The organism is Mycobacterium sp. SMC-8 (assembly GCF_025263565.1).
GTDB lineage: Bacteria > Actinomycetota > Actinomycetes > Mycobacteriales > Mycobacteriaceae > Mycobacterium.
Map to the genome: position 1 here is coordinate 4,377,383 of NZ_CP079865.1, position 23,872 is coordinate 4,401,254.

23 protein-coding genes are annotated in these 23,872 nt (G+C 67.0%); 21 read left to right on the plus strand and 2 right to left on the minus strand.

All coding sequences use genetic code 11. The features are described from left to right. Positions 1-38: 38 nt before the first annotated feature. The 13 genes from KXD97_RS21235 (at position 39) to KXD97_RS21295 (ending at position 12,349) form a co-directional block, all read left to right on the plus strand. The gene (locus KXD97_RS21235; RefSeq protein ID WP_260752182.1) at positions 39-821 is read left to right on the plus strand and encodes a metalloregulator ArsR/SmtB family transcription factor; all 783 of its coding nucleotides are present in this window, start codon (positions 39-41) and stop codon (positions 819-821) included. Positions 822-912: 91 nt separating this feature from the next. Further along, complete coding sequence (gene sufB, locus KXD97_RS21240) at positions 913-2,361, plus strand: Fe-S cluster assembly protein SufB (protein WP_260752184.1); 1,449 nt, start codon at positions 913-915, stop codon at positions 2,359-2,361. A gap of 2 nt (positions 2,362-2,363) precedes the next feature. Continuing rightward, a complete protein-coding gene (sufD, locus tag KXD97_RS21245) occupies positions 2,364-3,548 on the plus strand; it encodes a Fe-S cluster assembly protein SufD (protein WP_260752185.1) in 1,185 nt (394 codons plus the stop codon). A gap of 2 nt (positions 3,549-3,550) precedes the next feature. Then, positions 3,551-4,321, plus strand: coding sequence for a Fe-S cluster assembly ATPase SufC (gene sufC, locus KXD97_RS21250; protein WP_260752186.1), 771 nt, complete (start codon positions 3,551-3,553; stop codon positions 4,319-4,321). A gap of 1 nt (position 4,322) precedes the next feature. Further along, on the plus strand, positions 4,323-5,603 hold the full coding sequence (locus KXD97_RS21255; protein ID WP_260752189.1) for a cysteine desulfurase: 1,281 nt from the start codon (positions 4,323-4,325) through the stop codon (positions 5,601-5,603). Between the two features lie 11 nt (positions 5,604-5,614). After that, positions 5,615-6,079 (plus strand): Fe-S cluster assembly sulfur transfer protein SufU, encoded by a 465-nt coding sequence (gene sufU / locus KXD97_RS21260; RefSeq protein ID WP_260752190.1) that lies wholly within the window; start codon positions 5,615-5,617, stop codon positions 6,077-6,079. Then, positions 6,076-6,420 carry a metal-sulfur cluster assembly factor gene (locus tag KXD97_RS21265; RefSeq protein ID WP_260752195.1) on the plus strand — a complete coding sequence of 115 codons (345 nt, stop codon included), beginning with the start codon at positions 6,076-6,078 and terminating at the stop codon, positions 6,418-6,420. Before sufU ends, KXD97_RS21265 begins: the two co-directional genes overlap by 4 nt. 35 nt (positions 6,421-6,455) lie before the next feature. After that, positions 6,456-7,013 carry a hypothetical protein gene (locus KXD97_RS21270; protein ID WP_260752196.1) on the plus strand — a complete coding sequence of 186 codons (558 nt, stop codon included), beginning with the start codon at positions 6,456-6,458 and terminating at the stop codon, positions 7,011-7,013. Between the two features lie 599 nt (positions 7,014-7,612). Beyond that, positions 7,613-9,067, plus strand: a complete 1,455-nt coding sequence (locus KXD97_RS21275; RefSeq protein ID WP_260752197.1) for a glycoside hydrolase family 16 protein — start codon at positions 7,613-7,615, stop codon at positions 9,065-9,067. A 55-nt stretch (positions 9,068-9,122) separates the two neighbouring features. Further along, a complete protein-coding gene (gene trxA / locus KXD97_RS21280; protein ID WP_260752198.1) occupies positions 9,123-9,485 on the plus strand; it encodes a thioredoxin in 363 nt (120 codons plus the stop codon). Positions 9,486-9,501: 16 nt separating this feature from the next. Further along, positions 9,502-10,332, plus strand: coding sequence for an enoyl-CoA hydratase (locus KXD97_RS21285; protein WP_260752199.1), 831 nt, complete (start codon positions 9,502-9,504; stop codon positions 10,330-10,332). Positions 10,333-10,439: 107 nt separating this feature from the next. Continuing rightward, positions 10,440-12,068: an ABC-F family ATP-binding cassette domain-containing protein gene (locus tag KXD97_RS21290; RefSeq protein ID WP_260752200.1), complete on the plus strand. Its 1,629-nt coding sequence runs from the start codon at positions 10,440-10,442 to the stop codon at positions 12,066-12,068. 86 nt (positions 12,069-12,154) lie between these two features. Then, positions 12,155-12,349, plus strand: a complete 195-nt coding sequence (locus tag KXD97_RS21295) for a helix-turn-helix domain-containing protein (RefSeq protein ID WP_260752201.1) — start codon at positions 12,155-12,157, stop codon at positions 12,347-12,349. Here the strand turns inward: KXD97_RS21295 and KXD97_RS21300 are convergent, their stop codons facing one another. Both KXD97_RS21300 and acnA read right to left on the minus strand, forming a co-directional pair. Next, the gene (locus KXD97_RS21300) at positions 12,350-12,913 is read right to left on the minus strand and encodes a TetR/AcrR family transcriptional regulator (protein ID WP_260752205.1); all 564 of its coding nucleotides are present in this window, start codon (positions 12,911-12,913) and stop codon (positions 12,350-12,352) included. A 9-nt stretch (positions 12,914-12,922) separates the two neighbouring features. Next, the gene (acnA, locus tag KXD97_RS21305; protein WP_260752206.1) at positions 12,923-15,733 is read right to left on the minus strand and encodes an aconitate hydratase AcnA; all 2,811 of its coding nucleotides are present in this window, start codon (positions 15,731-15,733) and stop codon (positions 12,923-12,925) included. A 205-nt stretch (positions 15,734-15,938) separates the two neighbouring features. Between acnA and KXD97_RS21310 the strand changes: the two genes are divergently transcribed. From KXD97_RS21310 to inhA, 8 genes are all read left to right on the plus strand, one after another. Next, positions 15,939-16,526, plus strand: coding sequence for a DUF6676 family protein (locus KXD97_RS21310; protein WP_260752207.1), 588 nt, complete (start codon positions 15,939-15,941; stop codon positions 16,524-16,526). 219 nt (positions 16,527-16,745) lie between these two features. Next, the gene (gene ripA, locus KXD97_RS21315) at positions 16,746-18,182 is read left to right on the plus strand and encodes an NlpC/P60 family peptidoglycan endopeptidase RipA (RefSeq protein WP_260752209.1); all 1,437 of its coding nucleotides are present in this window, start codon (positions 16,746-16,748) and stop codon (positions 18,180-18,182) included. Then, positions 18,182-18,862: an NlpC/P60 family peptidoglycan endopeptidase RipB gene (gene ripB, locus KXD97_RS21320; protein ID WP_260758093.1), complete on the plus strand. Its 681-nt coding sequence runs from the start codon at positions 18,182-18,184 to the stop codon at positions 18,860-18,862. Before ripA ends, ripB begins: the two co-directional genes overlap by 1 nt. A 154-nt stretch (positions 18,863-19,016) precedes the next feature. Continuing rightward, on the plus strand, positions 19,017-20,162 hold the full coding sequence (locus tag KXD97_RS21325) for a MoxR family ATPase (RefSeq protein WP_260752212.1): 1,146 nt from the start codon (positions 19,017-19,019) through the stop codon (positions 20,160-20,162). Between the two features lie 40 nt (positions 20,163-20,202). Continuing rightward, positions 20,203-21,111: a DUF58 domain-containing protein gene (locus tag KXD97_RS21330; RefSeq protein WP_260758094.1), complete on the plus strand. Its 909-nt coding sequence runs from the start codon at positions 20,203-20,205 to the stop codon at positions 21,109-21,111. A gap of 56 nt (positions 21,112-21,167) precedes the next feature. Continuing rightward, positions 21,168-22,175, plus strand: a complete 1,008-nt coding sequence (locus KXD97_RS21335) for a VWA domain-containing protein (protein WP_260752213.1) — start codon at positions 21,168-21,170, stop codon at positions 22,173-22,175. A 47-nt stretch (positions 22,176-22,222) separates the two neighbouring features. Further along, the gene (fabG1, locus tag KXD97_RS21340) at positions 22,223-22,990 is read left to right on the plus strand and encodes a 3-oxoacyl-ACP reductase FabG1 (protein ID WP_260752215.1); all 768 of its coding nucleotides are present in this window, start codon (positions 22,223-22,225) and stop codon (positions 22,988-22,990) included. 69 nt (positions 22,991-23,059) lie between these two features. Then, a complete protein-coding gene (inhA, locus tag KXD97_RS21345; RefSeq protein ID WP_260752216.1) occupies positions 23,060-23,869 on the plus strand; it encodes an NADH-dependent enoyl-ACP reductase InhA in 810 nt (269 codons plus the stop codon). Positions 23,870-23,872 lie beyond the last annotated feature (3 nt).

The following is a 23,872-nucleotide window of genomic DNA, read 5'->3' on the forward strand; positions in this document are numbered from 1 at the left end:
GTAGCGGGCGGTTATTCCCCCAAAGCGCGACGACGTGTGTGAGAACTCCGACCCGGCTGCTAAGGGTGCCCTTGCTAGACCCGCCCACTGAATTGCGTCACACTGGTGTTGTGAAAATCCGTCCGCACAGCTCGGAGGCGCCGGCATCGGCGCCTTCTTTTGCTGCCGACGGTCACACCCGGGGCGCCATCATCAGGCTGCTGCTCGAGTCCGGTCCGATCACCGCCGGCCGCATCGGTGAGCGGCTGGGCCTGTCGGCGGCCGGTGTGCGCAGACATCTCGACGCACTCATAGAGGCGGGGGAAGCGCAGGCCCAGGCTGCGGCGGCCTGGCAGCATGCGGGCCGCGGCCGGCCCGCCAAGCGCTATCAGCTCACCGCGGCCGGTAAGGCGAAGTTGGAGCACACCTACGACGATCTCGCTTCGGCGGCCATGAGGCAGCTCCGTGAGATCGGCGGTGACGACGCGGTACGGACCTTCGCCCGCCGCCGCATCGACGCGATCCTCGCCGACGTGGACCCGGTGGGCGATGCGGCGTCCGACGGGGAGGTGGAGGCCGTGGCGGACAGGATCGCCGAAGCCCTCAGCGGGGCCGGATATGCGACCACCACCGCCAAGGTCGGCGGCCCGGTGCGCGGAGTGCAGATCTGTCAGCATCACTGCCCGGTGTCGCACGTCGCCGAGCAGTTCCCCGAGCTGTGCGAGGCCGAACAACAGGCGATGGCCGAGGTGCTGGGCACCCACGTGCAGCGGCTTGCGACCATTGTCAACGGCGACTGTGCCTGTACCACCCACGTGCCGCTGGTGCCGGCCGAACGCTGAGACAACGAACGCCTAAGACAACGGACAACAGGAAATCTTCGGCACACAGCCCGCGCCGAAGCCATCACACGAGCAAAAGGAGTGTGTCGCAATGACACTCACACCGGAGGCGTCAGTCTCTAAGCCGGAGGCCTTGACCCAGGAGGAGGCCATCGCCTCGCTGGGTAAGTACGGCTACGGCTGGGCTGACTCTGACGTCGCGGGCGCCAGCGCACAGCGCGGGCTGTCCGAAGCGGTGGTCCGCGACATCTCGGCGAAGAAGAGCGAGCCCGAGTGGATGCTCGACATCCGCTTGAAGGCCCTGCGCACCTTCGGCAAGAAGCCGATGCCGAGCTGGGGCTCCAACCTCGAGGGCATCGACTTCGACAACATCAAGTACTTCGTGCGCTCCAGCGAGAAGCAGGCCGCCACGTGGGACGACCTGCCGGCCGACATCAAGAACACCTACGACAAGCTGGGCATCCCGGAAGCCGAAAAGCAGCGCCTGGTCTCCGGTGTCGCCGCCCAGTACGAGTCTGAGGTCGTCTACCACTCGATCCGCGAGGACCTCGAGGCCCAGGGCGTGATCTTCCTGGACACCGATACCGCTCTCAAAGAGCACCCGGAGCTGTTCAGGGAGTACTTCGGCACGGTGATCCCGGCCGGGGACAACAAGTTCTCCGCGCTGAACACCGCCGTGTGGTCGGGCGGGTCGTTCATCTACGTCCCGCCCGGGGTGCACGTCGACATCCCGTTGCAGGCCTACTTCCGCATCAACACCGAGAACATGGGTCAGTTCGAGCGGACGTTGATCATCGTCGACGAGAACGCCTACGTGCACTACGTCGAGGGTTGTACGGCGCCGATCTACAAGAGCGACTCGCTGCACAGCGCCGTCGTCGAGATCATCGTCAAGCCCGGCGGGCGCTGCCGCTACACGACCATTCAGAACTGGTCGAACAACGTCTACAACCTGGTCACCAAGCGCGCCCGCGCCGAGGCCGGCGCCACCATGGAGTGGGTTGACGGGAATATCGGCTCCAAGGTCACCATGAAATACCCGGCGGTGTGGATGACCGGTGAGCACGCCAAGGGCGAGGTGCTCTCGGTCGCGTTCGCCGGTGAGGGGCAGCACCAGGACACCGGCGCCAAGATGCTGCATCTGGCGCCCAACACGTCGAGCAACATCGTGTCCAAGTCGGTGGCCCGCGGTGGCGGCCGCGCCTCCTACCGCGGCCTGGTGCAGGTCAACAAGGGGGCGCACGGATCACGCTCCTCGGTGAAATGCGATGCGCTGCTGGTTGACACCGTCAGCCGCTCCGACACCTATCCGTACGTCGACATCCGCGAGGACGACGTGACGATGGGACACGAGGCCACGGTGTCCAAGGTCAGCGAGGACCAGATGTTCTATCTGATGAGCCGCGGTCTGACCGAGGACGAGGCCATGGCGATGGTGGTGCGCGGCTTCGTCGAGCCGATCGCCAAGGAACTCCCGATGGAGTACGCACTCGAGCTCAACCGGCTGATCGAGCTGCAGATGGAAGGCGCGGTCGGCTAGATATGGGCAATCTGACTCAGGCAGTCGAGGGTTCGGCCCTCGCTGCCGTCAACAAGGGCGAGCTGTTCTCGTCGTTCGACGTCAACGCGTTCGAGGTGCCCGGCGGGCGCGACGAGATCTGGCGGTTCACACCTCTGAAGCGGCTGCGCGGCCTGCACGACGGCTCCGCGACCCCGACCGGGTCGGCCGGGATCGCGGTCTCCGAACGTCCCGGCGTGACGGTGCAGACCGTCGCGCGCGGCGACGAGCGTCTCGGACAGGCCGGCGTGCCGTCTGATCGTGTTGCCGCCCAGGCATTCTCGTCGTTCGATACGGCGACCATCGTGACCGTCGCACGCGACACCGAGATCGCCGAACCGATCGAGATCGGCATCACCGGACCCGGTGAGGGCAAGGTCGCCTACGGGCACCTGCAGATCCGTGTCGAAGAGCTCTCCCGCGCGATCGTCGTCGTCGACCTGAGGGGAAGCGGTACCTACGCCGACAACGTCGAGATCATCGTCGGAGACTCCGCCGGCCTGGGCATCATCTGGATCGCCGACTGGGCTGACGACACCGTGCATGTCAGCGCGCACCACGCCCGGCTGGGCAAGGACGCGGTGCTGGGACACGTCAACGTGACCCTCGGCGGCGACGTCGTCCGGACCACAGCGAACGTGCGGTATGACGCCCCCGGTGGGGATGCCAAGATGCTCGGCACGTATTTCGCCGACGACGGACAGCACTTCGAGGCCCGGCTGCTCGTCGACCACTCGCAGCCCAACTGCAAGTCCGACGTGCTGTACAAGGGCGCGCTGCAAGGTGATCCGGACTCGAAGAAGCCGGACGCGCACACCGTCTGGGTGGGTGACGTGCTCATCAGGGCCGAGGCCACCGGCACCGACACCTTCGAGGTGAACCGCAACCTGGTGCTCACCGATGGTGCCCGCGCGGACTCGGTACCGAACCTGGAGATCGAGACCGGCGAGATCGTCGGCGCCGGGCACGCCAGTGCCACCGGGCGTTTCGACGACGAGCAACTGTTCTACCTGCGGGCGCGCGGCATTCCCGAGGACCAGGCCCGCCGCCTGGTGGTGCGCGGCTTCTTCAACGAGATCATCGCGAAGATCGCCGTCCCCGCCGTGCGTGAGCGCCTGACCGAAGCAATCGAACGAGAACTAGCAATCACGGAATCGAGAACCTCGTAGCCATGACCACACTGGAAATCAAGGACCTGCACGCATCGGTCTTCACGCCGGAAGGCGAAGAAGTGCCGATCCTCAAAGGGGTCAACCTGACCGTGAAGTCAGGCGAGACGCATGCCGTGATGGGCCCGAACGGCTCGGGCAAGTCCACGCTGTCCTACGCGATCGCCGGCCACCCCAAGTACACCGTCACTTCCGGGTCCATCACCCTCGACGGCGAGGACGTGTTGGAGATGAGCATCGACGAGCGTGCTCGAGCGGGCCTCTTCCTGGCGATGCAGTACCCGGTCGAGGTACCCGGCGTGTCGATGTCGAACTTCCTGCGCACGGCAGCCACCGCGGTGCGCGGCGAGGCACCGAAGCTGCGGCACTGGGTCAAAGAGGTCAAGGGCGCGATGGGCGACCTCGACATCGACCCCTCCTTCGGGGAACGCAGTGTCAACGAAGGCTTTTCGGGCGGTGAGAAGAAGCGCCACGAGATCCTGCAGCTCGGCCTGCTCAAGCCCAAGATCGCGATCCTCGACGAGACCGACTCAGGTCTGGACGTCGACGCGCTGCGCGTGGTCAGCGAGGGCGTGAACCGCTACAAGGAGGCCGAGAACGGCGGCGTGCTGCTGATCACGCACTACACCCGGATCCTGCGCTACATCCAGCCGCAATTCGTGCACGTGTTCGTCGGCGGCCGCATCATCGAGTCGGGTGGGCCGGAATTGGCCGACGAGCTCGAAGAGAACGGTTACGAGCGCTTCACCCAGGCTGCTGCCGCAGGGGCCTGACATGACGGCCGCCAAGACCCTGGACATCGCCGCGATCCGTGCCGATTTCCCGATCCTGAGCCGGGTCATGCGCGGCGGAAACCAGCTGGCGTACCTCGATTCCGGGGCGACGTCGCAGAAGCCGCTCGCCGTGCTCGACGCCGAGCGTGCGTTCCTGCTCACCTCCAACGGCGCGGTGCACCGCGGCGCGCACCAGCTGATGGAGGAGTCCACCGACGCCTACGAGCAGGGCCGCGAGGACATCGCCGCATTCGTCGGCGCGGACTCCGACGAGCTGGTGTTCACCAAGAACGCGACCGAGGCGATCAACCTGGTGGCGTATGCGCTGGGGGACAGGCGGTTCGAGCGTGCCGTCGGACCCGGCGACGTCATCGTCACCACCGAGCTCGAGCACCACGCCAACCTGGTGCCGTGGCAGGAACTGGCCCGGCGCACCGGCGCGACCCTGCGCTGGTACGGCGTCACCGACGACGGCCGCATCGATCTCGACTCTCTGGCACTCGACGATCGGGTGAAGATTGTTGCGTTCAGCCATCACTCGAACGTCACCGGGGCCGTTGCCCCGGTGGCGGAACTTGTCGCGCGCGCCAAGGCGGTCGGTGCGCTGGTACTGCTGGACGCCTGCCAGTCGGTGCCGCACCAACCCGTCGACTTCCATGCCCTCGGCGTGGACTTCGCGGCGTTCTCGGGGCACAAGATGCTGGGTCCCACCGGTATCGGCGTGCTCTATGGCCGGCGCGACCTGCTCGATGCGATGCCGCCGTTTCTGACCGGCGGCTCGATGATCGAGACGGTCACCATGGAGGCGAGCACCTACGCGCCCGCACCGCAGCGGTTCGAGGCCGGAACGCCGATGACCTCGCAGGTGGTCGGACTGGCCGCGGCTGCACGGTACCTGGATGCCCTCGGCATGCCCGTCGTGGAAGAGCACGAGCGGGATCTGGTGGCTCGGACCCTGGCCGGACTGTCGGCAATCGACGGTGTCCGGATCATCGGGCCGGCCACGATGGACGGTCGCGGGTCACCGGTGTCGTTCGTGGTGGACGGTGTGCACGCCCACGACGTCGGGCAGGTGCTCGACGACCACGGTGTGGCGGTCCGCGTCGGCCACCACTGCGCGTGGCCGCTGCACCGCCGGTTCGGCATCGCCGCCACCGCGCGCGCGTCCTTCGCGGTGTACAACACCGAGGACGAGGTGGATCGGCTCGTCGCGGGCGTCCGCCGGGCGGTGGAGTTCTTCGATCCGGACGGCCGGAGCGACGCGGCCCGGGGATTGCGTTGAGGATCTGAGACGTGCGCCTCGAGCAGATCTACCAGGAAGTGATCCTGGATCACTACAAGCACCCGCACCATCGCGGTCTGCGTGAGCCGTTCGACGCCGAGGTGCATCACGTGAACCCCACGTGTGGGGACGAGGTGACGTTGCGGGTGGCGCTCTCCGAGGACGGCGAGACCGTCAACGACATCTCCTACGACGGCCAGGGCTGTTCGATCAGTCAGGCGTCGACGTCGGTGCTCACCGATCAGGTGATCGGGCAGACGGTCGGGGATGCGCTCAAGACGGTGGCCGCGTTCTCGGAGATGGTGTCGTCGCGGGGCAAGATAGAGGGCGATGAGGACGTGCTCGGCGACGGTGTCGCCTTCGCCGGGGTGGCCAAGTACCCGGCGCGGGTGAAATGCGCGCTGCTGGGCTGGACGGCTTTCAAGGCCGCGCTGGCGCAGGCCCACGGCCCCGAGAATTCTGAGGAGATTCCATGAGTGAAACCGCAGCGGGCGACGAGTTGCTCGCCGAAGTCGAAGAGGCCATGCGCGACGTCGTCGACCCCGAACTCGGGATCAACGTCGTCGATCTGGGCCTGGTCTACGGGATCAACCTGGAGGCCGGCGATTCCGGCCCCGTCGCGCTGATCGACATGACGCTGACCTCGGCGGCATGCCCGTTGACCGACGTGATCGAAGACCAGTCCCGCACCGCGCTGGTGGGCGCCGGCCTGGTCGACGAGATCCGGATCAACTGGGTGTGGAACCCGCCGTGGGGTCCGGACAAGATCACCGAGGACGGTCGCGAGCAGCTGAGGGCGCTCGGCTTCACCGTCTAGGTCCGCCTGCCGGCGCAGTCGCGCACAATCGGGGCGTGATCGTCTTTCCGGCGTTCGTGTGGCGAGGTGGCTTCGTCCGCCGTGCACTGATCGCCGGCGGAGTCCTCGGAGTCGGCGTCGGCGTCCTTGCCGGGCTCGACTCGGGTTCGGTCGTCGTCGGGCTCATCGTCTTCACGGTCGTCGGTACGGTGTACGGCACCTGGACGGCCCGCCGGATGGCCCGGTACTGGCCCCGGTCAGCGCGCATCAGCGCGCAAGAGCGGGTGATGGTGGTCGGCGCTGTCCGCCGTGGCGCGCGGATGGTGGACGGGCGCCTGGCCGATGCCGCCGCCGAATACCGCGATGGCCTGCACGCGGCCGCCCGCGCCGCCCGGCCGCTGCGATGGGTGATTCGCCTCGTCCTCGTGGTCGCCGTGGGCACCGCATTGTGGGACGCGCCCTACGGATCGTGGGGCAGTGCCGTGGCCTCCGTGCTGTATCTGGTGGCGTTGGCGGTCGAGACGCTCTGGTGGCCCCGCCGTCGGTTTGTCCTGCTGTGCAACGCCGATCGGGCGACTTGCTCCTCACGAGACGGCAATTGCCGGAGTTCTTGACGCGGCGTGTCTGCACGCGCGAAACCCTCCCTTTTCCTGCGTCTTTCGTGTTCACCGCACGGAGCGCCCGAAAACTCTGGCAAACTTGAGCGGTTGCGCTGAAATTGCAGCTAATGACTGCACCATTCGGCTGAAGTGACTTTTTGACGCGATTGCACTTTCCGGCCGAAAAGCCTTTTCGTTCGAAAACGAGCGCGTCCGTTGAGGTTTCGCTAACGTTTGCTCCGCACACCGCTGTGATCGGGAGGGGAGCCATAGACGAGGGTGTCTTTTCAGCTCAAGGCTCTACGTTCGTGAATGGCAGTCACACTCCGCTAATCGATTGCATTCGCTCCTTTCGGACGCAAATCGATCGGGAATTCGTAATTTCTTCATTTCCTGTTTCCTGTGACGAGAATGGATGTCCGGTGATGAGTCAGCGTCGTGGTAATGGTGTGCGCAGATGCGGTCGCAAACATTGGCTGGCCGGGGGCGTGATGGTTGCCGGGCTTGGCGCCGCCATGATGACCGGCGCGGCAGGCGCATCGGCGAGCGCCGACGCAGAAAGCTCAGCGGGCAGCTCGGTGTCGACGGAGACTACCGACGGTCCGAAGGCAGGCGTGGCTACCGCCGACAAGGACACCGCGACGACGGACGGCGCTGCCGACCACGACGCCGACGACAGGGGCGTCGACCACGACACCGAGGACGAGGCCGTCGATCAGGACGATGACGCGGCGGCCGACGACGTGGACGGCGAAGCGGCCAACGGCACCGATGACGTCTTCGACAACGAGGACACCGGTACCGACGACGGCACCGGCGGTGACCACATCGGCAGCGACGCCGGTGATGACCACCAGACTCCCGGAGACGGGGGAACCCTCGACGAGAACCCTGTCGATGACCCGGCACACGCAGCGGACGGCGCGGTCGTTGTCGGCGCAGAGCCCGATGCGGACCGTGCGCCGAAGCCGGATCCCGCGCTTGTCGAACGGAACCGCGACGCTGGAGCCCCACAGGCCGAGAGCGCGAAGACCGTCCAACCGGTCACCGAGGCAGTCACCCTGCGTACCGCAGCAGCGGCCGTCGAGGTCGATCCGGTGCTCGTCGCGGCCGCCACCAGCACCAAGGTGACGTGGGGATCGATGATCGTCGACTGGATGTATTCCATCGGCATCCGCAGCAAGAAGATGGGCACCGACTGGCTCGACATCCCGGTGTCGAAGGCAACCGCAGCCCGATGGCTGGTTCGGCGGTCGGTGATCTACCGCAACGTCGTGATCCCGCAGCCTGGCAATCCGGCGAACCCGAAACTGCTGTGGGAGACCAATTTCTCCAGCATGGACGAGGCGCTGCGCTACTGGGGGCTGCAGACCGGGCGGTGGGGACAGTCGGCGGGGGAGAACCAGTACTACACCGACGGCGACAACGTCTACATCGACGCTGCGGGCAACCTCGTCATCGAGGCCCGTCGCGAAGCCGCCCCGGACCGGCTGGGCGCGCCGAACAACTACACGTCTGCACGTGTGGTGACCATGGGGAAGCAGTCCATCGGCGTCGGGACCCGGGTCGTCGCACGCATCCAGATGCCGGGCACCTTGGGCGTGCTGCCGGCGTTCTGGTCGGTCGGGCTGGAACCGGGCCACGAATACGACTGGCCGCGCCAGGGCGAGATCGACATCGTCGAGATCCCCGGCATGGGTACCCCGGATTCGCGCACCACGTGGACCGGCAACATCCACGGCCCGGCGAAGACCGACAACAGCCTCGACGTGAAGTTGCACGGCGTCGACGCCGAACTCGGGGTCGACGTGTCACAGGGCTTCCACGACTACGGCATGGACTGGCATCCCGACCGCATCGTCTGGCACGTCGACGGTGTCGAGGTGGGCCGGATCACCAAGATTCAGTACGAGGCGCTCGGCGGGGACTGGACCCCGTTCTCCGGCGCATGGGAGCACTACCTGATCCTCAACGTCGCGGTCGGGAACCCGTGGACCGGGGATCCGGACCCGAACGCACCGTTTCACGCACAGATGAAGGTGGACTGGGTGAAGGCATACGCTCTTTAGCAGCACGCCGCACCGTCGAAGGAACACACCAGCCGACAGGAACGTTGAGGTACACGTGGCTACCAAGGACATCACCGCACAAGAGTTCAACGACACCATCAACGACAACGAGATCGTCCTGGTGGACTTCTGGGCCTCTTGGTGCGGGCCGTGTAAGGCATTCGCGCCCACGTTCGCTGCGTCGTCGGAGAAGCACCCCGACGTCGTCTACGCCAAGGTCGACACCGAGGCCGAGCAGCAGCTCGCCGCCGCGGCCGACATCCGCTCGATCCCGACGCTGATGGCGTTCAAGAAGGGCAAGTTGGTGTTCAACCAGGCAGGCGCGCTGCCGCCCGCCGCCCTGGAGGACCTCGTCCAGCAGATCAAGGACTTCGACGTCGACGCCGCGATCGCCGCCCAGGACAACGGTCAGAGCTGATCCGCCCCGCGTTAGGGTGCATGCCGTGACCGATGGTGACGGCTTTGTCCTGGTGGAACACCCGCGGCCCGGGGTCGCACTGGTGACGCTGAACCGCCCCGAGCGGATGAACTCGATGGCGTTCGACGTGATGGTGCCGCTCAAGGCGGCGCTGGACGAGATCACCTACGACAACGACGTCCGCGTCGTGGTCCTCACCGGCGCAGGCGCCGGGTTCTCCTCCGGTGCCGATCACAAGTCAGCCGGCTCCGTGCCGCATGTGGAGGGTCTGACCCGGCCCGCCTTCGGCTTGCGGTCGATGGAGGTGCTCGACGAGGTGATCCTGGCGCTGCGACGGCTGCACCAGCCGGTCATCGCGGCCGTCAACGGCGCCGCGATCGGAGGCGGCCTGTGCCTGGCGCTGGCCGCCGACATCCGGGTGGCGTCCACCGATGCGTACTTCCGGGCCGCCGGCATCAACAACGGCCTGACGGCCAGCGAGTTGGGCTTGAGCTACCTGCTGCCGCGGGCGATCGGATCCTCTCGAGCGTTCGAGATCATGCTGACCGGTCGTGACGTCGACGCCGAGGAGGCCGAGCGCATAGGACTGGTCTCGCGCCGGGTTCCGGCGCAGGAACTGCTGCCGACCTGCTACGACCTCGCCGCACGCATCGCGGCGTACTCGCGTCCCGGTACCGAGCTGACCAAGCGCACGCTGTGGAGCGGGCTGGACGCCGGATCGCTGGAGTCACACATGCAGACCGAAGGCCTGGGGCAGCTCTACGTCCGGCTGCTGACCACCAACTTCGAGGAGGCGGTGGCAGCCCGCAAGGAGAAGCGGCCGCCGCGCTTCACCGACGACAAGTGAGCGATTGGCCATCGATTGGCCTCAGCCCGGCACCAGCAACTAGCCTTTCAGAAGCCACCCGCGGCATGGGGTATCACCATGCCCTCGTTTCCCTCAGGAGCATCAGCGTGATCACCGCCACGGACCTCGAGGTCCGCGCAGGAGCGCGCACGCTGCTCGCCATCGGCGGGTCGGCGCTGCGTGTGCAGCCCGGCGACCGGATCGGACTGGTCGGCCGTAACGGCGCCGGCAAGACCACGACGATGCGCATCCTGGCCGGCGAGGGCGAACCGTACGCCGGCTCGGTCACCCGCACGGGTGAAATCGGTTACCTGCCACAGGATCCCAAAGAGGGTGATCTCGACATGCTGGCGCGGGACCGGGTGCTCTCGGCGCGTGGCCTGGACACCCTGCTCTCGGATCTGGAGAAGCAGCAGGCGTTGATGGCCGAGGTCGCCGACGACGCCGCTCGCGACAAGGCCGTCCGCCGGTACGGGCAGCTGGAGGAGCGGTTCGCCGCGCTCGGGGGCTACGCCGCCGAGAGCGAGGCCGGGCGGATCTGCGCGAGCCTCGGGCTGCCTGACCGGGTCCTCACCCAGCCGCTGCGCACCCTGTCCGGTGGTCAGCGCCGCCGCGTGGAGTTGGCCCGGATCCTGTTCGCCGCGTCCGAGAGCGGCAGCGGGTCGGCGACCACACTGCTGCTCGACGAGCCCACCAACCACCTCGATGCCGACTCGATCGGCTGGCTGCGCACGTTCCTGCAGAACCACACCGGCGGACTGGTCGTCATCAGCCACGACGTCGATCTGCTGGCCGACGTCGTCAACCGGGTCTGGTTCCTGGACGCCGTCCGCGGCGAGGCCGACGTGTACAACATGGGCTGGCAGAAGTACCTCGACGCCCGCGCCACCGACGAGCAGCGGCGCCGCCGCGAGCGCGCCAACGCCGAGAAGAAGGCGGGCGCGCTGCGGGCGCAGGCCGCGAAGATGGGCGCCAAGGCCACCAAAGCCGTTGCAGCCCAGAACATGCTGCGTCGTGCCGAGCGGATGATCGCCGAGCTGGACGCCGAGCGGGTGGCCGACAAGGTGGCCCGGATCAAGTTCCCGACCCCCGCGCCGTGCGGCAAGACCCCGCTGGTCGCCAAGGGCCTGACCAAGACGTACGGCTCACTGGAGATCTTCACCGGCCTCGACCTGGCCATCGACCGCGGTTCGCGCGTCGTGGTGCTCGGGCTCAACGGTGCGGGCAAGACCACGCTGCTGCGCCTGCTGGCCGGAGTGGAGACCCCCGACGCGGGCGGGCTCGAACCCGGGCACGGACTCAAGATCGGGTACTTCGCGCAGGAGCACGACACCCTCGACAATCTCGCCACGGTGTGGGAGAACATCCGGTCCGCCGCCCCCGACACCGGGGAGCAGGATCTCCGGGGCCTTCTGGGCGCGTTCATGTTCACCGGTCCGCAGCTCGACCAGCCTGCCGGCACGCTGTCGGGCGGTGAGAAGACCCGCCTCGCGCTCGCCGGACTCGTCGCGTCCACCGCGAACGTGCTGCTGCTCGACGAGCCGACGAACAACCTCGACCCGGCTTCGCGGGAACAGGTGCTCGACGCGCTGCGCAGCTACCAGGGTTCGGTGGTGCTGGTGACCCACGATCCCGGCGCCGCCGAGGCGCTCAACCCGCAGCGGGTGCTGTTGCTGCCCGACGGCACCGAGGACTTCTGGTCCGACGAATACCGCGACCTGATCGAACTGGCCTGAGAATCCGCCGCCGCCCTGTGTCAGGCGTCACCCGGCTGGGTATGCGAACGCTACATCCGTGCACAGCAGCGGGGAAGGCGTCGAAGGTGAACAAGAACGGGAAGTCGAGAGATCAGCTGATGACCGAACTGCGCAGCGCCTACGAGCGCGGCGCCAGTATCCGGTCGTTGGTGGCCGAGACCGGCCACTCCTACGGCTCGATACACAGCATGCTGCGGGAATCGGGTACGACGATGCGTAGCCGGGGCGGCCCCAACCACCGCGGTCGCAAGGCCAGCTAGTCACTGCTGGCGGACCGAGTCCTCCACCAGATCCAATACGGCGCCGAGCCTTTCGGGATCGTCGCCGGAGGCCAACCGCGCGACCAGCCCGTCGAGCACCAGCTCCAGGTAGGTGCGCAGCACCTCTCCCGGCACATCGTCACGCAGCCGCCCGGCCTGCTTCTGTCGGCGGAGCCGCTCGGCGGTGGCCGCCGACAGCTCGGCCGACCGTTCCGACCAGCCCCTGCTGAACGCCGGGTCGTTGCGCAACTTGCGCGCGATCTCGAGCCGGGTGGCCAGCCAATCGAATTGGTCGGGCGCGGCCAGCATGTCGCGCATCACCTGGATCAAGCCCTCGCGCGCCGCGACATCGGCCATCCGCTCTGCGTCCTCACGCGCCAGTTCGAAGAACAGCGTGTCCTTGTCGCGGAAGTGATGGAATATCGCACCGCGCGAGAGCCCGATCGTCTGCTCCAGTCGGCGGACCGTGGCCCGGTCGTAGCCGTACTCGGCGAAGCACCGCCGGGCACCGTCGAGGATCTGGCGGCGGCGTGCCGCCAGATGATCGTCGGTCACCCGAGGCATGTCAGATGCTCAGGCCTTCAGCATGTTCCGCAGCACGTACTGCAGGATGCCGCCGTTGCGGTAGTAGTCCGCCTCACCGGGGGTGTCGATCCGCACCACCGCGTCGAATTCCACCGTCTCGCCGCCGTCCTTGCTGGCCTTCACGTGCACCGTCTTCGGCGTCTTGCCCTCGTTGAGGGCTTCGATGCCGGTGATGTCGAAGGTCTCGGTGCCGTCCAGCTTCAGCGACGCGGCCGATTCCCCTTCCGGGAACTGCAGCGGGATGACGCCCATGCCGATCAGGTTGGACCGGTGGATCCGCTCGAACGACTCGGTGATGACTGCCCGCACGCCCAGGAGGCTGGTGCCCTTCGCCGCCCAGTCGCGCGACGATCCCGAGCCGTACTCCTTGCCGCCCAACACCACCAACGGGATGTTCTGCTTCGCGTAGTTCTGCGCCGCGTCGTAGATGAACGCCTGCGGGGCGCCCTCCTGGGTGAAGTCGCGGGTGTAGCCGCCTGAGACGTCGTCGAGCAACTGGTTGCGCAGCCGGATGTTGGCGAAGGTGCCGCGGATCATCACCTCGTGGTTGCCGCGTCGCGAGCCGTAGGAGTTGTAGTCCTTCTTGTCCACACCGTGCTCGTCGAGGTACTGGGCCGCCGGAGTGCCCGGCTTGATGCTGCCAGCGGGGGAGATGTGGTCGGTGGTCACCGAATCACCCAACAGGGCAAGCACTCTGGCGCCCTTGATGTCGGTCACCGGTTCCGGCTCGGCGGGCATACCGTCGAAGTACGGTGGCTTGCGGACATATGTCGAGTCCTCGTCCCACTCGAAGGTGTTGCCGCTCGGCGTCGGCAGGTTGCGCCACCGCTCGTCGCCCTTGAACACATCGGCGTAGTTCTTCCGGAACATCTCGGTGTTGATGGCCGAGGCGATGGTGTCGTCGATGTCCTTCTGCGACGGCCAGATGTCCTTGAGGAACACGTCGTTGCCGGCCTCGTCCTTGCCGAGCGGCTCGGTTTCGAAGTCGAAGTCCATGGTCCCGGCCAGCGCATAGGCGATCACCAGCGGCGGGGACGCCAGGTAGTTCATCTTGACGTCCGGGTTGATGCGGCCCTCGAAGTTGCGGTTACCCGACAGCACCGCCGTCACCGAGAGGTCGGCGTCGTTGATCGCCTTGCTGATGTCCTCGGGCAGCGGGCCGGAGTTGCCGATGCAGGTCGTGCAGCCGTAGCCGACGAGGTAGAAGCCGAGCTTCTCCAGATACGGCCACAGGCCGGCCTTTTCGTAGTAGTCGGTCACGACCTGCGAACCCGGCGCCATCGTGGTCTTCACCCACGGCTTGGACGTCAGCCCTTTCTCGACCGCGTTGCGGGCCAGCAGGGCGGCACCCAGCATCACCTCGGGGTTGGAGGTGTTGGTGCACGACGTGATCGCCGCGATCACCACCGCGCCGTGATCGATGATGCAGTCGCCGCGCTCGGAGTTCTTGATCTCCACCGGTTTGCTCGGCCTGCCGTTCGAGCCGACCGCCGCGGACGGGATGACGCTGTCCTCGTCGGCGAACGACAGCGCGACCGGGTCGCTGGCCGGGAACGACTCGTCGACGGCCACATCGACCTTGGTGTATTCGACGGGCATGTGCTCCTCGACGTAGTTGTGAATGTCCTTGCGGAACGCGGCCTTCGCGTCAGACAGCGGGATGCGGTCCTGCGGACGCTTCGGCCCCGCGATCGATGCGACCACGTCGCCGAGGTCGAGCTCGATGTACTCAGAGAACTTCGGCTCCCGCGTCGGGTCGTGCCACAGTCCCTGTTCCTTGGCGTACGCCTCCACCAAAGCCAGCTGCTCGTCGCTGCGGCCGGTCATCCTCAGGTAGTCGATCGTCACCTCGTCGATCGGGAAAATCGCTGCGGTGGAGCCGAATTCCGGGCTCATGTTGCCCAGGGTGGCGCGGTTGGCCAGCGGCACCTCGGCGACGCCCTCGCCGTAGAACTCGACGAACTTGCCGACCACACCGTGCTTGCGCAGCATCTCGGTGACGGTCAGCACGACGTCGGTCGCGGTGACACCGGGCCGGCGCTCGCCGGTCAGCTTGAAGCCGACGACACGGGGGATGAGCATCGAGACCGGCTGGCCGAGCATCGCGGCCTCGGCTTCGATACCGCCGACGCCCCAGCCGAGCACGCCGAGGCCGTTCTCCATCGTGGTGTGGCTGTCGGTGCCGACGCAGGTGTCCGGGTAGGCGACGCCGTCGCGGTTCATCACGACGCTGGCCAGGTACTCGATGTTGACCTGGTGCACGATCCCGGTGCCGGGCGGCACCACCTTGAAGTCGTCGAACGCGCCCTGGCCCCAGCGCAGGAACTGGTAGCGCTCACCATTGCGCTCGTACTCGATCTCGACGTTGCGCTCGAACGCGTCCGGGCGGCCGAACAGGTCGGCGATCACCGAGTGGTCGATCACCAGGTCGGCGGGCGCCAGCGGGTTGACCTTCTGCGGGTCGCCGCCGAGCTCGCCGACCGCCTCGCGCATGGTGGCCAGGTCGACGATGCACGGGACGCCGGTGAAGTCCTGCATGATCACGCGGGCGGGGGTGAACTGGATCTCGATGCTCGGATCGGCCTGCGGATCCCAGTTCGCGATCGCCTCGATGTGATCCTTGGTGATGTTGGAGCCGTCCTCGGTGCGCAGCAGGTTCTCCGCGAGCACCTTGAGGCTGTAGGGAAGTTTCTCGGTACCGGGGACCGCGTCCAGGCGGTAGATCTCGTAGCTGTTGTCTCCGACCTTCAGCGTGTCCTTCGCCCCGAACGAGTTCAGGGATGAATTCTTGCTGCTCACATCAACTCCCGGATTTCGACCATCGCCGCGACGGGCTGTGTCGGCGGCGTTTGTAACCTTAACAGTACGCTTGTCCTATAAGTAACCCCAGGCCGGCACCCAGTCTCGTCCTCGGTCCAGCGTGCTGCCACCCGTGCCGGGTACCCAGAATGTCGCGCCCGTGTCGTGTGCGCGGCGCCTCGGCGGTCGGCTACGGTTGCTGCCTGTGACCGGACCGCTCTTCGTGCCGTTCCTGCCGACCTACATCCCGCCGGAGTTGTGTCAGACCGTGGGCATCGACCCGGCCTCACCCGGCGCGCCCGACGTGTGCATGGACGTGGTGGGTGCCGACGTCGCCGAAGCGGGCGTCAGCGCCCGGGGGCTGGATCCGGCGCAGGTGTCGCAACTGCAAGAGGTGGTCGCCGACGCCGGGAATCAGGGCATCGATCTGAAGATCGTGGTGATCGGGGCAAATCCGCCGATCCACACCCCGCTGCGCGACATCGCGACCGAGGTCGGCGCGGACAACCCCGGCGCCACCGTGCTGGTGCTGAGCCCGTCGTTCGCCGGCACCTACAGTCCTGAGTTCGACCGGGTGACCCTCGAGGCCGGCGAGGATCTGGCCAAGACGGGTAATCCGGTGCTTTCATCGAAGAATTTCGTGGGGGAGTTGACGGCGTCTCACTTTCCGTGGACGCCATTCACGATTGTCCTTGTTTTAGCGGTCACTTTGGCCGTGGTGGGCATCCGATTCCTGCAGAAATGGGGCAAACGTGCCTCTGATTCAGATATGCCTGCCGCCAGCTCTGAATGACGCTGCGCTGCGTCGTCAGCAAATTCAATGATTACCGTTTGATAACGCCGATTGCAATTACATTGTTGTAATTTGTGGCTAAAGTTTCCTTAGCGTCAGATGTGACGTACGGTGCAATCGGTGCCTGATGTTGCGGTTGTTCCTCATGTGACTTCTGTTCTCTAGGCGCCCGGACCTGTGCCGACACGTAAGCGTGGAGCCTGAGGAGACTTGAGCCGAATGAGACGCACCCCCGGCAGCGCCTCCGCCTCGCGGCTGTGCGCGGCGTCGCTCGCCATGGGAATGGTGATCACGCTGCCCAACCTCGCGCCGCAGTTGGCGCTCGCGCAGCCCGCCCAGCAGAGCGGCCTGGCCCGGCTGGTGACCGACGTCGCGAACGTCAACCAGAAACTCCAGGACCTCGGCGCGCAGATCCAGATGCAACAGGAGAGCGTCAACAAGGCGATCCTGGACGTGCAGACCGCCCGGGAGAAGGCCGAGTCCGCGCGGCTGGAGATCGACGCCAGTGCGCAACGCGTCAAGGACGCCAACGCCGCGATCGCCGCCGCGCAAGACCGGTTCGACACCTTCGCCGCGTCGATGTACGTCAGCGGGCCTTCGAGCTCGTACCTGAGCGCATCCGACCCGTCGGACATCCTGCACACCGCCGCCACCGGGCAGGCCCTGTCGATGAGCTCGCAGAAGGTCATGGCCGACCTGCAGCGGGCGCGCACCGAACAGGTCAACCGAGAGTCCGCGGCACGGCTGGCCAAGCAGCAGGCCGACGACGCCGTCAAGGCGGCCGAGACCAGCCAGCAGGACGCCGTGGCCGCGCTGACCAACGCTCAACAGACTTTCAAGGCCCAGCAGGCCGAACTCGACCGGCTCACCGCCGAACGCGCGCAGGCCCAGGCCAAACTGCAGGAGGCCAGGACGCTGGCGGCGCCGTCCGGGACGGCGCCCTCCGCCCCGTCGGGCGGCACCCCGTCCGCCGCGCCGGTGGGTGCGGCCAAACCCGCCCCGGCCGGCGCGCACCCGGACTGGGACGTCGACCCCGCCACCGGCAACCGCGAGACCGCCTGGGACATGACCCTGCCCCAGATCCCGAGCGCATTCGTCAGCGGCGATCCGATCCAGATCATCAACGCGGTCCTGAAGATCATCACCACCTCGTTGAAGGTCACCCAGGAGCTCGGCCGCAAGTTCCTGCAGAGCATCGGCCTGCTGCCGACGCCGACGGGTATCACCAACGGGGCCATCCCGACGCTGTACGGCAGGCAGGCCACCGAGTACGTGATCAAGCGCGGCATGTCCCAGTTGGGTGTGCCGTACTCGTGGGGCGGCGGCAACGCCTCAGGCCCGAGCCGCGGAATCGACCGTGGCGCAAACACTGTCGGCTTCGACTGCTCCGGGCTGATGCTCTACATGTTCGCCGGAGTCGGCATCAAGCTCGACCACTACTCGGGTTCGCAGTACAACGCCGGCCGCAAGGTGCCGTCGTCGCAGATGCGCCGCGGCGACATGATCTTCTACGGCCCCAACGCCAGCCAGCACGTCGCCATGTACCTCGGTGACGGGCAGATGCTGGAAGCGCCGTACACCGGCTCCGTCGTCAAGATCTCGCCGGTGCGCACCAGCGGTATGACCCCGTACGTGACCCGAATGATCGAGTGGTGATCGCCCTGCGTCGCTTCGTCATCGCGTTGGCCGCTGCCGCCGCGCTGCTGGCCGGGGCCGTGGCCCCGGCCAACGCCCAACCCAGTCTGTGGGATCCGCTTCTTCCGATGCGGCCCAGCGCCGGGGCGCCAGGTGATGCTCTGGCGATTGCGAATGCGTCGCTGGCCGTCACCGCGCAGGCCACCCAGGCCACCATGGGCATGGGTCGCAAGTTCCTGCAGAGCCTCGGTCTGGTGCCCCCCGACGCGCCCAGCGTCGCACCCGGCAGCGTGCGAGGTGCCGCCGCCGTCGAGTACGTCATCAAGCGCGGCGCCTCCCAGCTCGGCACCCCCTACTCGTGGGGCGGCGGCAAGCCGACGGGCCCCAGCACCGGCGTGGAGCGCGGCGCCAACACCGTCGGGTTCGACTGCTCCGGCTTCACCCAATACTCCTTCGCCGGCGTCGGCGTGCTGATCCCGAAGTATTCGGGCGATCAGTTCAACACCGGTCGCCGCGTCCCGATCCAGCAAGCCAAGCGTGGAGACCTCTTGTTCTGGGGTCCCGGCGGCAGCCAGCACGTCGCCATCTATCTCGGCAACGGCAAGATGCTGGAGTCCGGAGGCACCGCCGACAAGGTGGTCGTCAGCTCGGTCCGGATGGCGGGCCTGCAGCCGACGGTGCAGCGCATCATCGAATCCTGAGTGTGGCCTGAGTTAAAGCTGAGCAACCCGGGCGACGTCGACGGATCTGCGCACGCCTGGAATAGTTGACGGCGAGCGCACGGCCATGACCGGCCGGTGCCGCGATGAAGCCGCGATGAACCAGCATGTACGGCGCATGTGGAAGGAATGTTTGATGACCTCACCGAGTGGACCGCCGCAGGGCGCTGGAGGATTTCCCGGACCGGCCCCGACTCAGGGCTACTCCTCCGGTGCGCACGCCGCGGGCGCGGCGCAGTCCAACGGTGGCCTGCAGAACGAGGTGCACACGCTGGAAAGGGCGATCTTCGAGGTCAAGCGCATCATTGTCGGACAGGATCAGCTCGTCGAGCGGATGCTGGTCGGCCTGCTCGCCAAGGGGCACGTCCTGCTCGAAGGTGTGCCCGGGGTGGCCAAGACGCTGGCCGTCGAGACCTTCGCCAAGGTCGTCGGCGGAACGTTCGCCCGTATCCAGTTCACCCCCGACCTGGTGCCCACCGACATCGTCGGTACCCGCATCTACCGGCAGGGCAAAGAGGAGTTCGACATCGAACTCGGCCCCGTGGTGGTCAACTTCCTGCTCGCCGACGAGATCAACCGTGCGCCGGCCAAGGTGCAGTCGGCACTGCTGGAGGTGATGGCCGAGCGCAAGATCTCCATCGGCGGCAAGACCTTCCCGCTGCCCAGCCCGTTCCTGGTGATGGCCACCCAGAACCCGATCGAGCAAGAGGGCGTCTACCAGCTTCCGGAAGCGCAGCGCGACCGCTTCCTGTTCAAGTTGAACGTCGACTATCCGTCGCCCGAGGAAGAGCGCGAGATCATCTACCGGATGGGTGTCAAGCCGCCGGAGCCCAAGGCGATCCTCAACACCGGCGATCTGCTGCGCCTCCAAGAGGTCGCTGCCAACAACTTCGTCCACCACGCGCTCGTCGACTACGTGGTCCGCATCGTCACCGCGACCCGCGAGCCCGAGAAGTTCGGCATGCCCGACGCCAAGGCGTGGATCGCCTACGGCGCCTCCCCGCGTGCTTCGCTGGGCATCATCGCGGCGTCCCGGGCGCTGGCCCTGGTGCGCGGCCGCGACTACGTGATCCCGCAGGACGTCGTGGAGATCATCCCGGACGTGCTGCGGCACCGCCTGGTGCTCACCTACGACGCGCTGGCCGACGAGATCTCCGCCGAGACGGTGGTCAACCGCATCATGCAGACGGTCGCGTTGCCACAGGTCAATGCCATTCCGCAGCAAGGTCATTCGGTGCCGCCCGTAGTGCCGGCCGCGGCCGGCGCGGCGAGCGGTCGCTGACCTGGTGACACGCTCAAGCCGGTCTGTCGACCTGCCGTCGATGCAGCGCGGGGAGATCCGGGACCCTGCGCTGACGGCGGCGCTGCGCAAGCTCGAGCTGACGGTGCGCCGCAAGCTCGACGGCGTGCTGCACGGTGACCACCTCGGGCTGCTCCCGGGCCCGGGATCCGAACCGGGGGAGTCGCGGGTCTACCAGCCCGGCGACGACGTCCGACGGATGGATTGGTCGGTGACCGCACGGACCACCCATCCGCACGTGCGGCAGATGATCGCCGACCGGGAACTGGAGACCTGGCTGGTGGTCGATGTCTCGGCCAGCCTGGACTTCGGCACGGCCAACTGCGAGAAGCGTGACCTGGCCGTCGCCGCGGCGGCGTCGATCGCGTTCCTCAACAGCGGTGGCGGCAACCGGATCGGCGCGATCATCTCCAACGGCGAGACGATGCGCCGCGTGCCCGCACTGTCGGGTCGGATGCACGAGCAGGAGTTGTTGCGGGCGATCGCCACCACGCCGCGCGCGCCGGTGGGCGTGCGCGGGGACCTGGCCGCGGCTATCGACGCGCTGCGCAGACCGGAACGGCGCCGCGGCATGGCGGTGATCATCAGCGACTTCCTCGGCCCGATCAACTGGATGCGTCCGCTGCGCGCCGTCGCCGGCCGGCACGAGGTGCTCGGTATCGAGATCCTCGACCCGCGCGACATCGAACTGCCCGACGTCGGTGATGTCGTGCTGCAGGACACCGAGACCGGCCGGACCCGCGAGTTCACCATCGACGAGCAGTTGCGCACCGACTTCGCCAAGGCCGCTGCCGCGCACCGGGCCGATGTCGCGCGCACCCTGCGCCGTTGCGACGCGCCGCTGCTGACCCTGCGCACCGACCGGGACTGGATCGCCGACGTGGTCCGCTTCGTGGCGAGTCGGCGCCGCGGCGCCCTCGCCGCGCGGTGATGAGGCCCACCATTGCTGATGACGATGACTGATAAACACGAAATGACAAGTGCCGTATGACTTTGCCGTTGCTCGGACCGATGTCGCTGTCGGGTTTCGAACACCCCTGGTTTTTTCTCTTCTTCATTGTCGTCCTCGGGCTGATCGCTCTTTACGTAATCGTGCAGCTGTCCCGCCAGAAGCGGATGCTGCGCTTTGCGAACATGGAGCTGCTGGAGAGCGTGGCCCCGAAGCGGCCCAGCCGCCTGCGCCACCTTCCCGCGGTGCTGATCTTCCTGTCGCTGGTGTCGTTCACCATCGCCATGACGGGCCCGACGCACGACGTGCGCATCCCGCGCAACCGGGCCGTGGTGATGCTCGTCGTCGACGTGTCCCAGTCGATGCGTGCCACCGACGTCGCCCCCAACCGGCTCGTCGCCGCGCAGGAGGCCGCCAAACAGTTCGCCGACCAGCTGACCCCCGGCATCAACCTCGGGTTGATCGCCTACGCGGGTACCGCGACGGTGCTGGTGTCGCCGACCACCAACCGGGAGGCGACCAAGACCGCGATCGACAAGCTGCAGCTGGCCGACCGCACCGCCACCGGCGAGGGCATCTTCACCGCACTGCAGGCCGTGGCCACCGTCGGCGCGGTCATCGGTGGCGGTGACGAACCGCCGCCGGCGCGCATCGTGTTGATGTCCGACGGCAAGGAGACCGTGCCGTCCAACCCGGACAACCCCAAGGGCGCCTACACCGCGGCGCGCACCGCCAAGGACCAGGGCGTGCCGATCTCCACGGTGTCGTTCGGCACACCCTACGGGTACGTCGAGATCAACGACCAACGCCAGCCGGTGCCCGTCGACGACGAGATGCTCAAGAAGATCGCCGACCTCTCCGGAGGGGACGCGTTCACCGCGTCCAGCCTGGAGCAGCTCAAACAGGTCTTCACCAACCTGCAGGAGCAAATCGGTTACGAGACCATCAAGGGCGACGCCAGCGTGGGCTGGTTGCGGGTCGGCTCACTGCTGCTGGCGCTGGCCGCGCTGGGAGCGCTGCTGATCAATCGGCGGCTGCCGAACTGAGTAAGGCGATTTCTTAAGAATGGTGGGCAACGGCTAAGTTGACGAACATGACTGTCGCTGAGAACCCCGCCGACACCGAAGCGCACTCCACGGGCGGCCGTCCCACGTTCGTGTCGCGTTCTGTGCTGGTGACCGGCGGTAACCGCGGCATCGGCCTGGCGATCGCCCAGCGGCTGGCCGCCGACGGCCACAAGGTCGCCGTCACCCACCGCGGCTCCGGCGCGCCGGAGGGCCTGTTCGGTGTCGAGTGCGACGTCACCGACAACGACGCCGTCGACCGCGCGTTCACCGCGGTCGAGGAACACCAGGGTCCGGTCGAGGTGCTGGTGTCCAACGCCGGCATCTCCAAGGACGCGTTCCTGATGCGGATGACCGAGGACAGGTTCACCGACGTCATCGACGCCAACCTCACCGGTGCGTTCCGGGTCACCCAGCGGGCATCGCGGACCATGCAGCGCAAGCGGTTTGGCCGGATCATCTACGTCGGGTCGGTGTCGGGCATGTGGGGCATCGGCAACCAGGCGAACTACGCGGCGTCCAAGGCCGGCCTGATCGGCATGGCGCGTTCGATCTCACGCGAGCTGTCGAAGGCCAACGTCACCGCGAACGTGGTGGCACCCGGTTACATCGACACCGAGATGACCCGCGCGCTCGACGAACGCATCCAGAAGGGCGCGCTGGATTTCATCCCGGCCAAGCGCGTCGGCACCGCCGCCGAGGTCGCCGGCGTGGTCAGCTTCCTGGCGTCTGAGGACGCGAGTTACATCGCCGGCGCGGTGATCCCCGTCGACGGCGGCATGGGAATGGGCCATTAGCGCGACCGTGACAACAGGGTCACCAGCCCCGACGGCACAGCGCATGAGAAGAGATAAGGACTTTTCACGATGACAGGGTTTCTCGAAGGCAAGCGCATCCTCGTCACGGGGATCATCACCGACTCCTCGATCGCGTTCTACATCGCCAAGGTCGCCCAGGAGGCCGGCGCCGAACTGGTGCTGACCGGCTTCGACCGGATGAAACTGATCCGTCGCATCGCCGACCGCCTGCCCAAGCCTGCGCCGCTGATCGAACTCGACGTGCAGAACTCCGAGCACCTGGACACGCTCGCCGACCGGGTCACCGCCGAGATCGGCGACGGCAACAAGCTCGACGGGGTGGTGCACTCCATCGGCTTCATGCCGCAGACCGGCATGGGCATCAACCCGTTCTTCGACGCCCCCTACGAGGATGTCGCCAAGGGCATCCACATCTCGGCCTACTCGTACGCGTCGCTGGCCAAGGCGGTGCTGCCGATCATGAACTCCGGCGGCGGCATCGTGGGCATGGACTTCGACCCGACGCGCGCGATGCCTGCTTACAACTGGATGACCGTCGCCAAGAGCGCTCTGGAGTCGGTCAACCGGTTCGTCGCCCGGGAAGCCGGCAAGGTCGGTGTGCGGTCCAATCTCGTTGCTGCAGGACCGATCCGGACGCTGGCGATGAGCGCCATCGTCGGAGGTGCGCTCGGCGAGGAAGCCGGCGCTCAGATGCAGCTGCTCGAGGAGGGCTGGGATCAGCGCGCGCCGCTGGGCTGGAACATGAAGGACCCGACACCGGTGGCCAAGACGGTGTGCGCATTGCTGTCCGACTGGCTCCCGGCCACCACCGGGACGGTCATCTTCGCCGACGGCGGCGCCAGCACCCAGTTGCTGTGACAT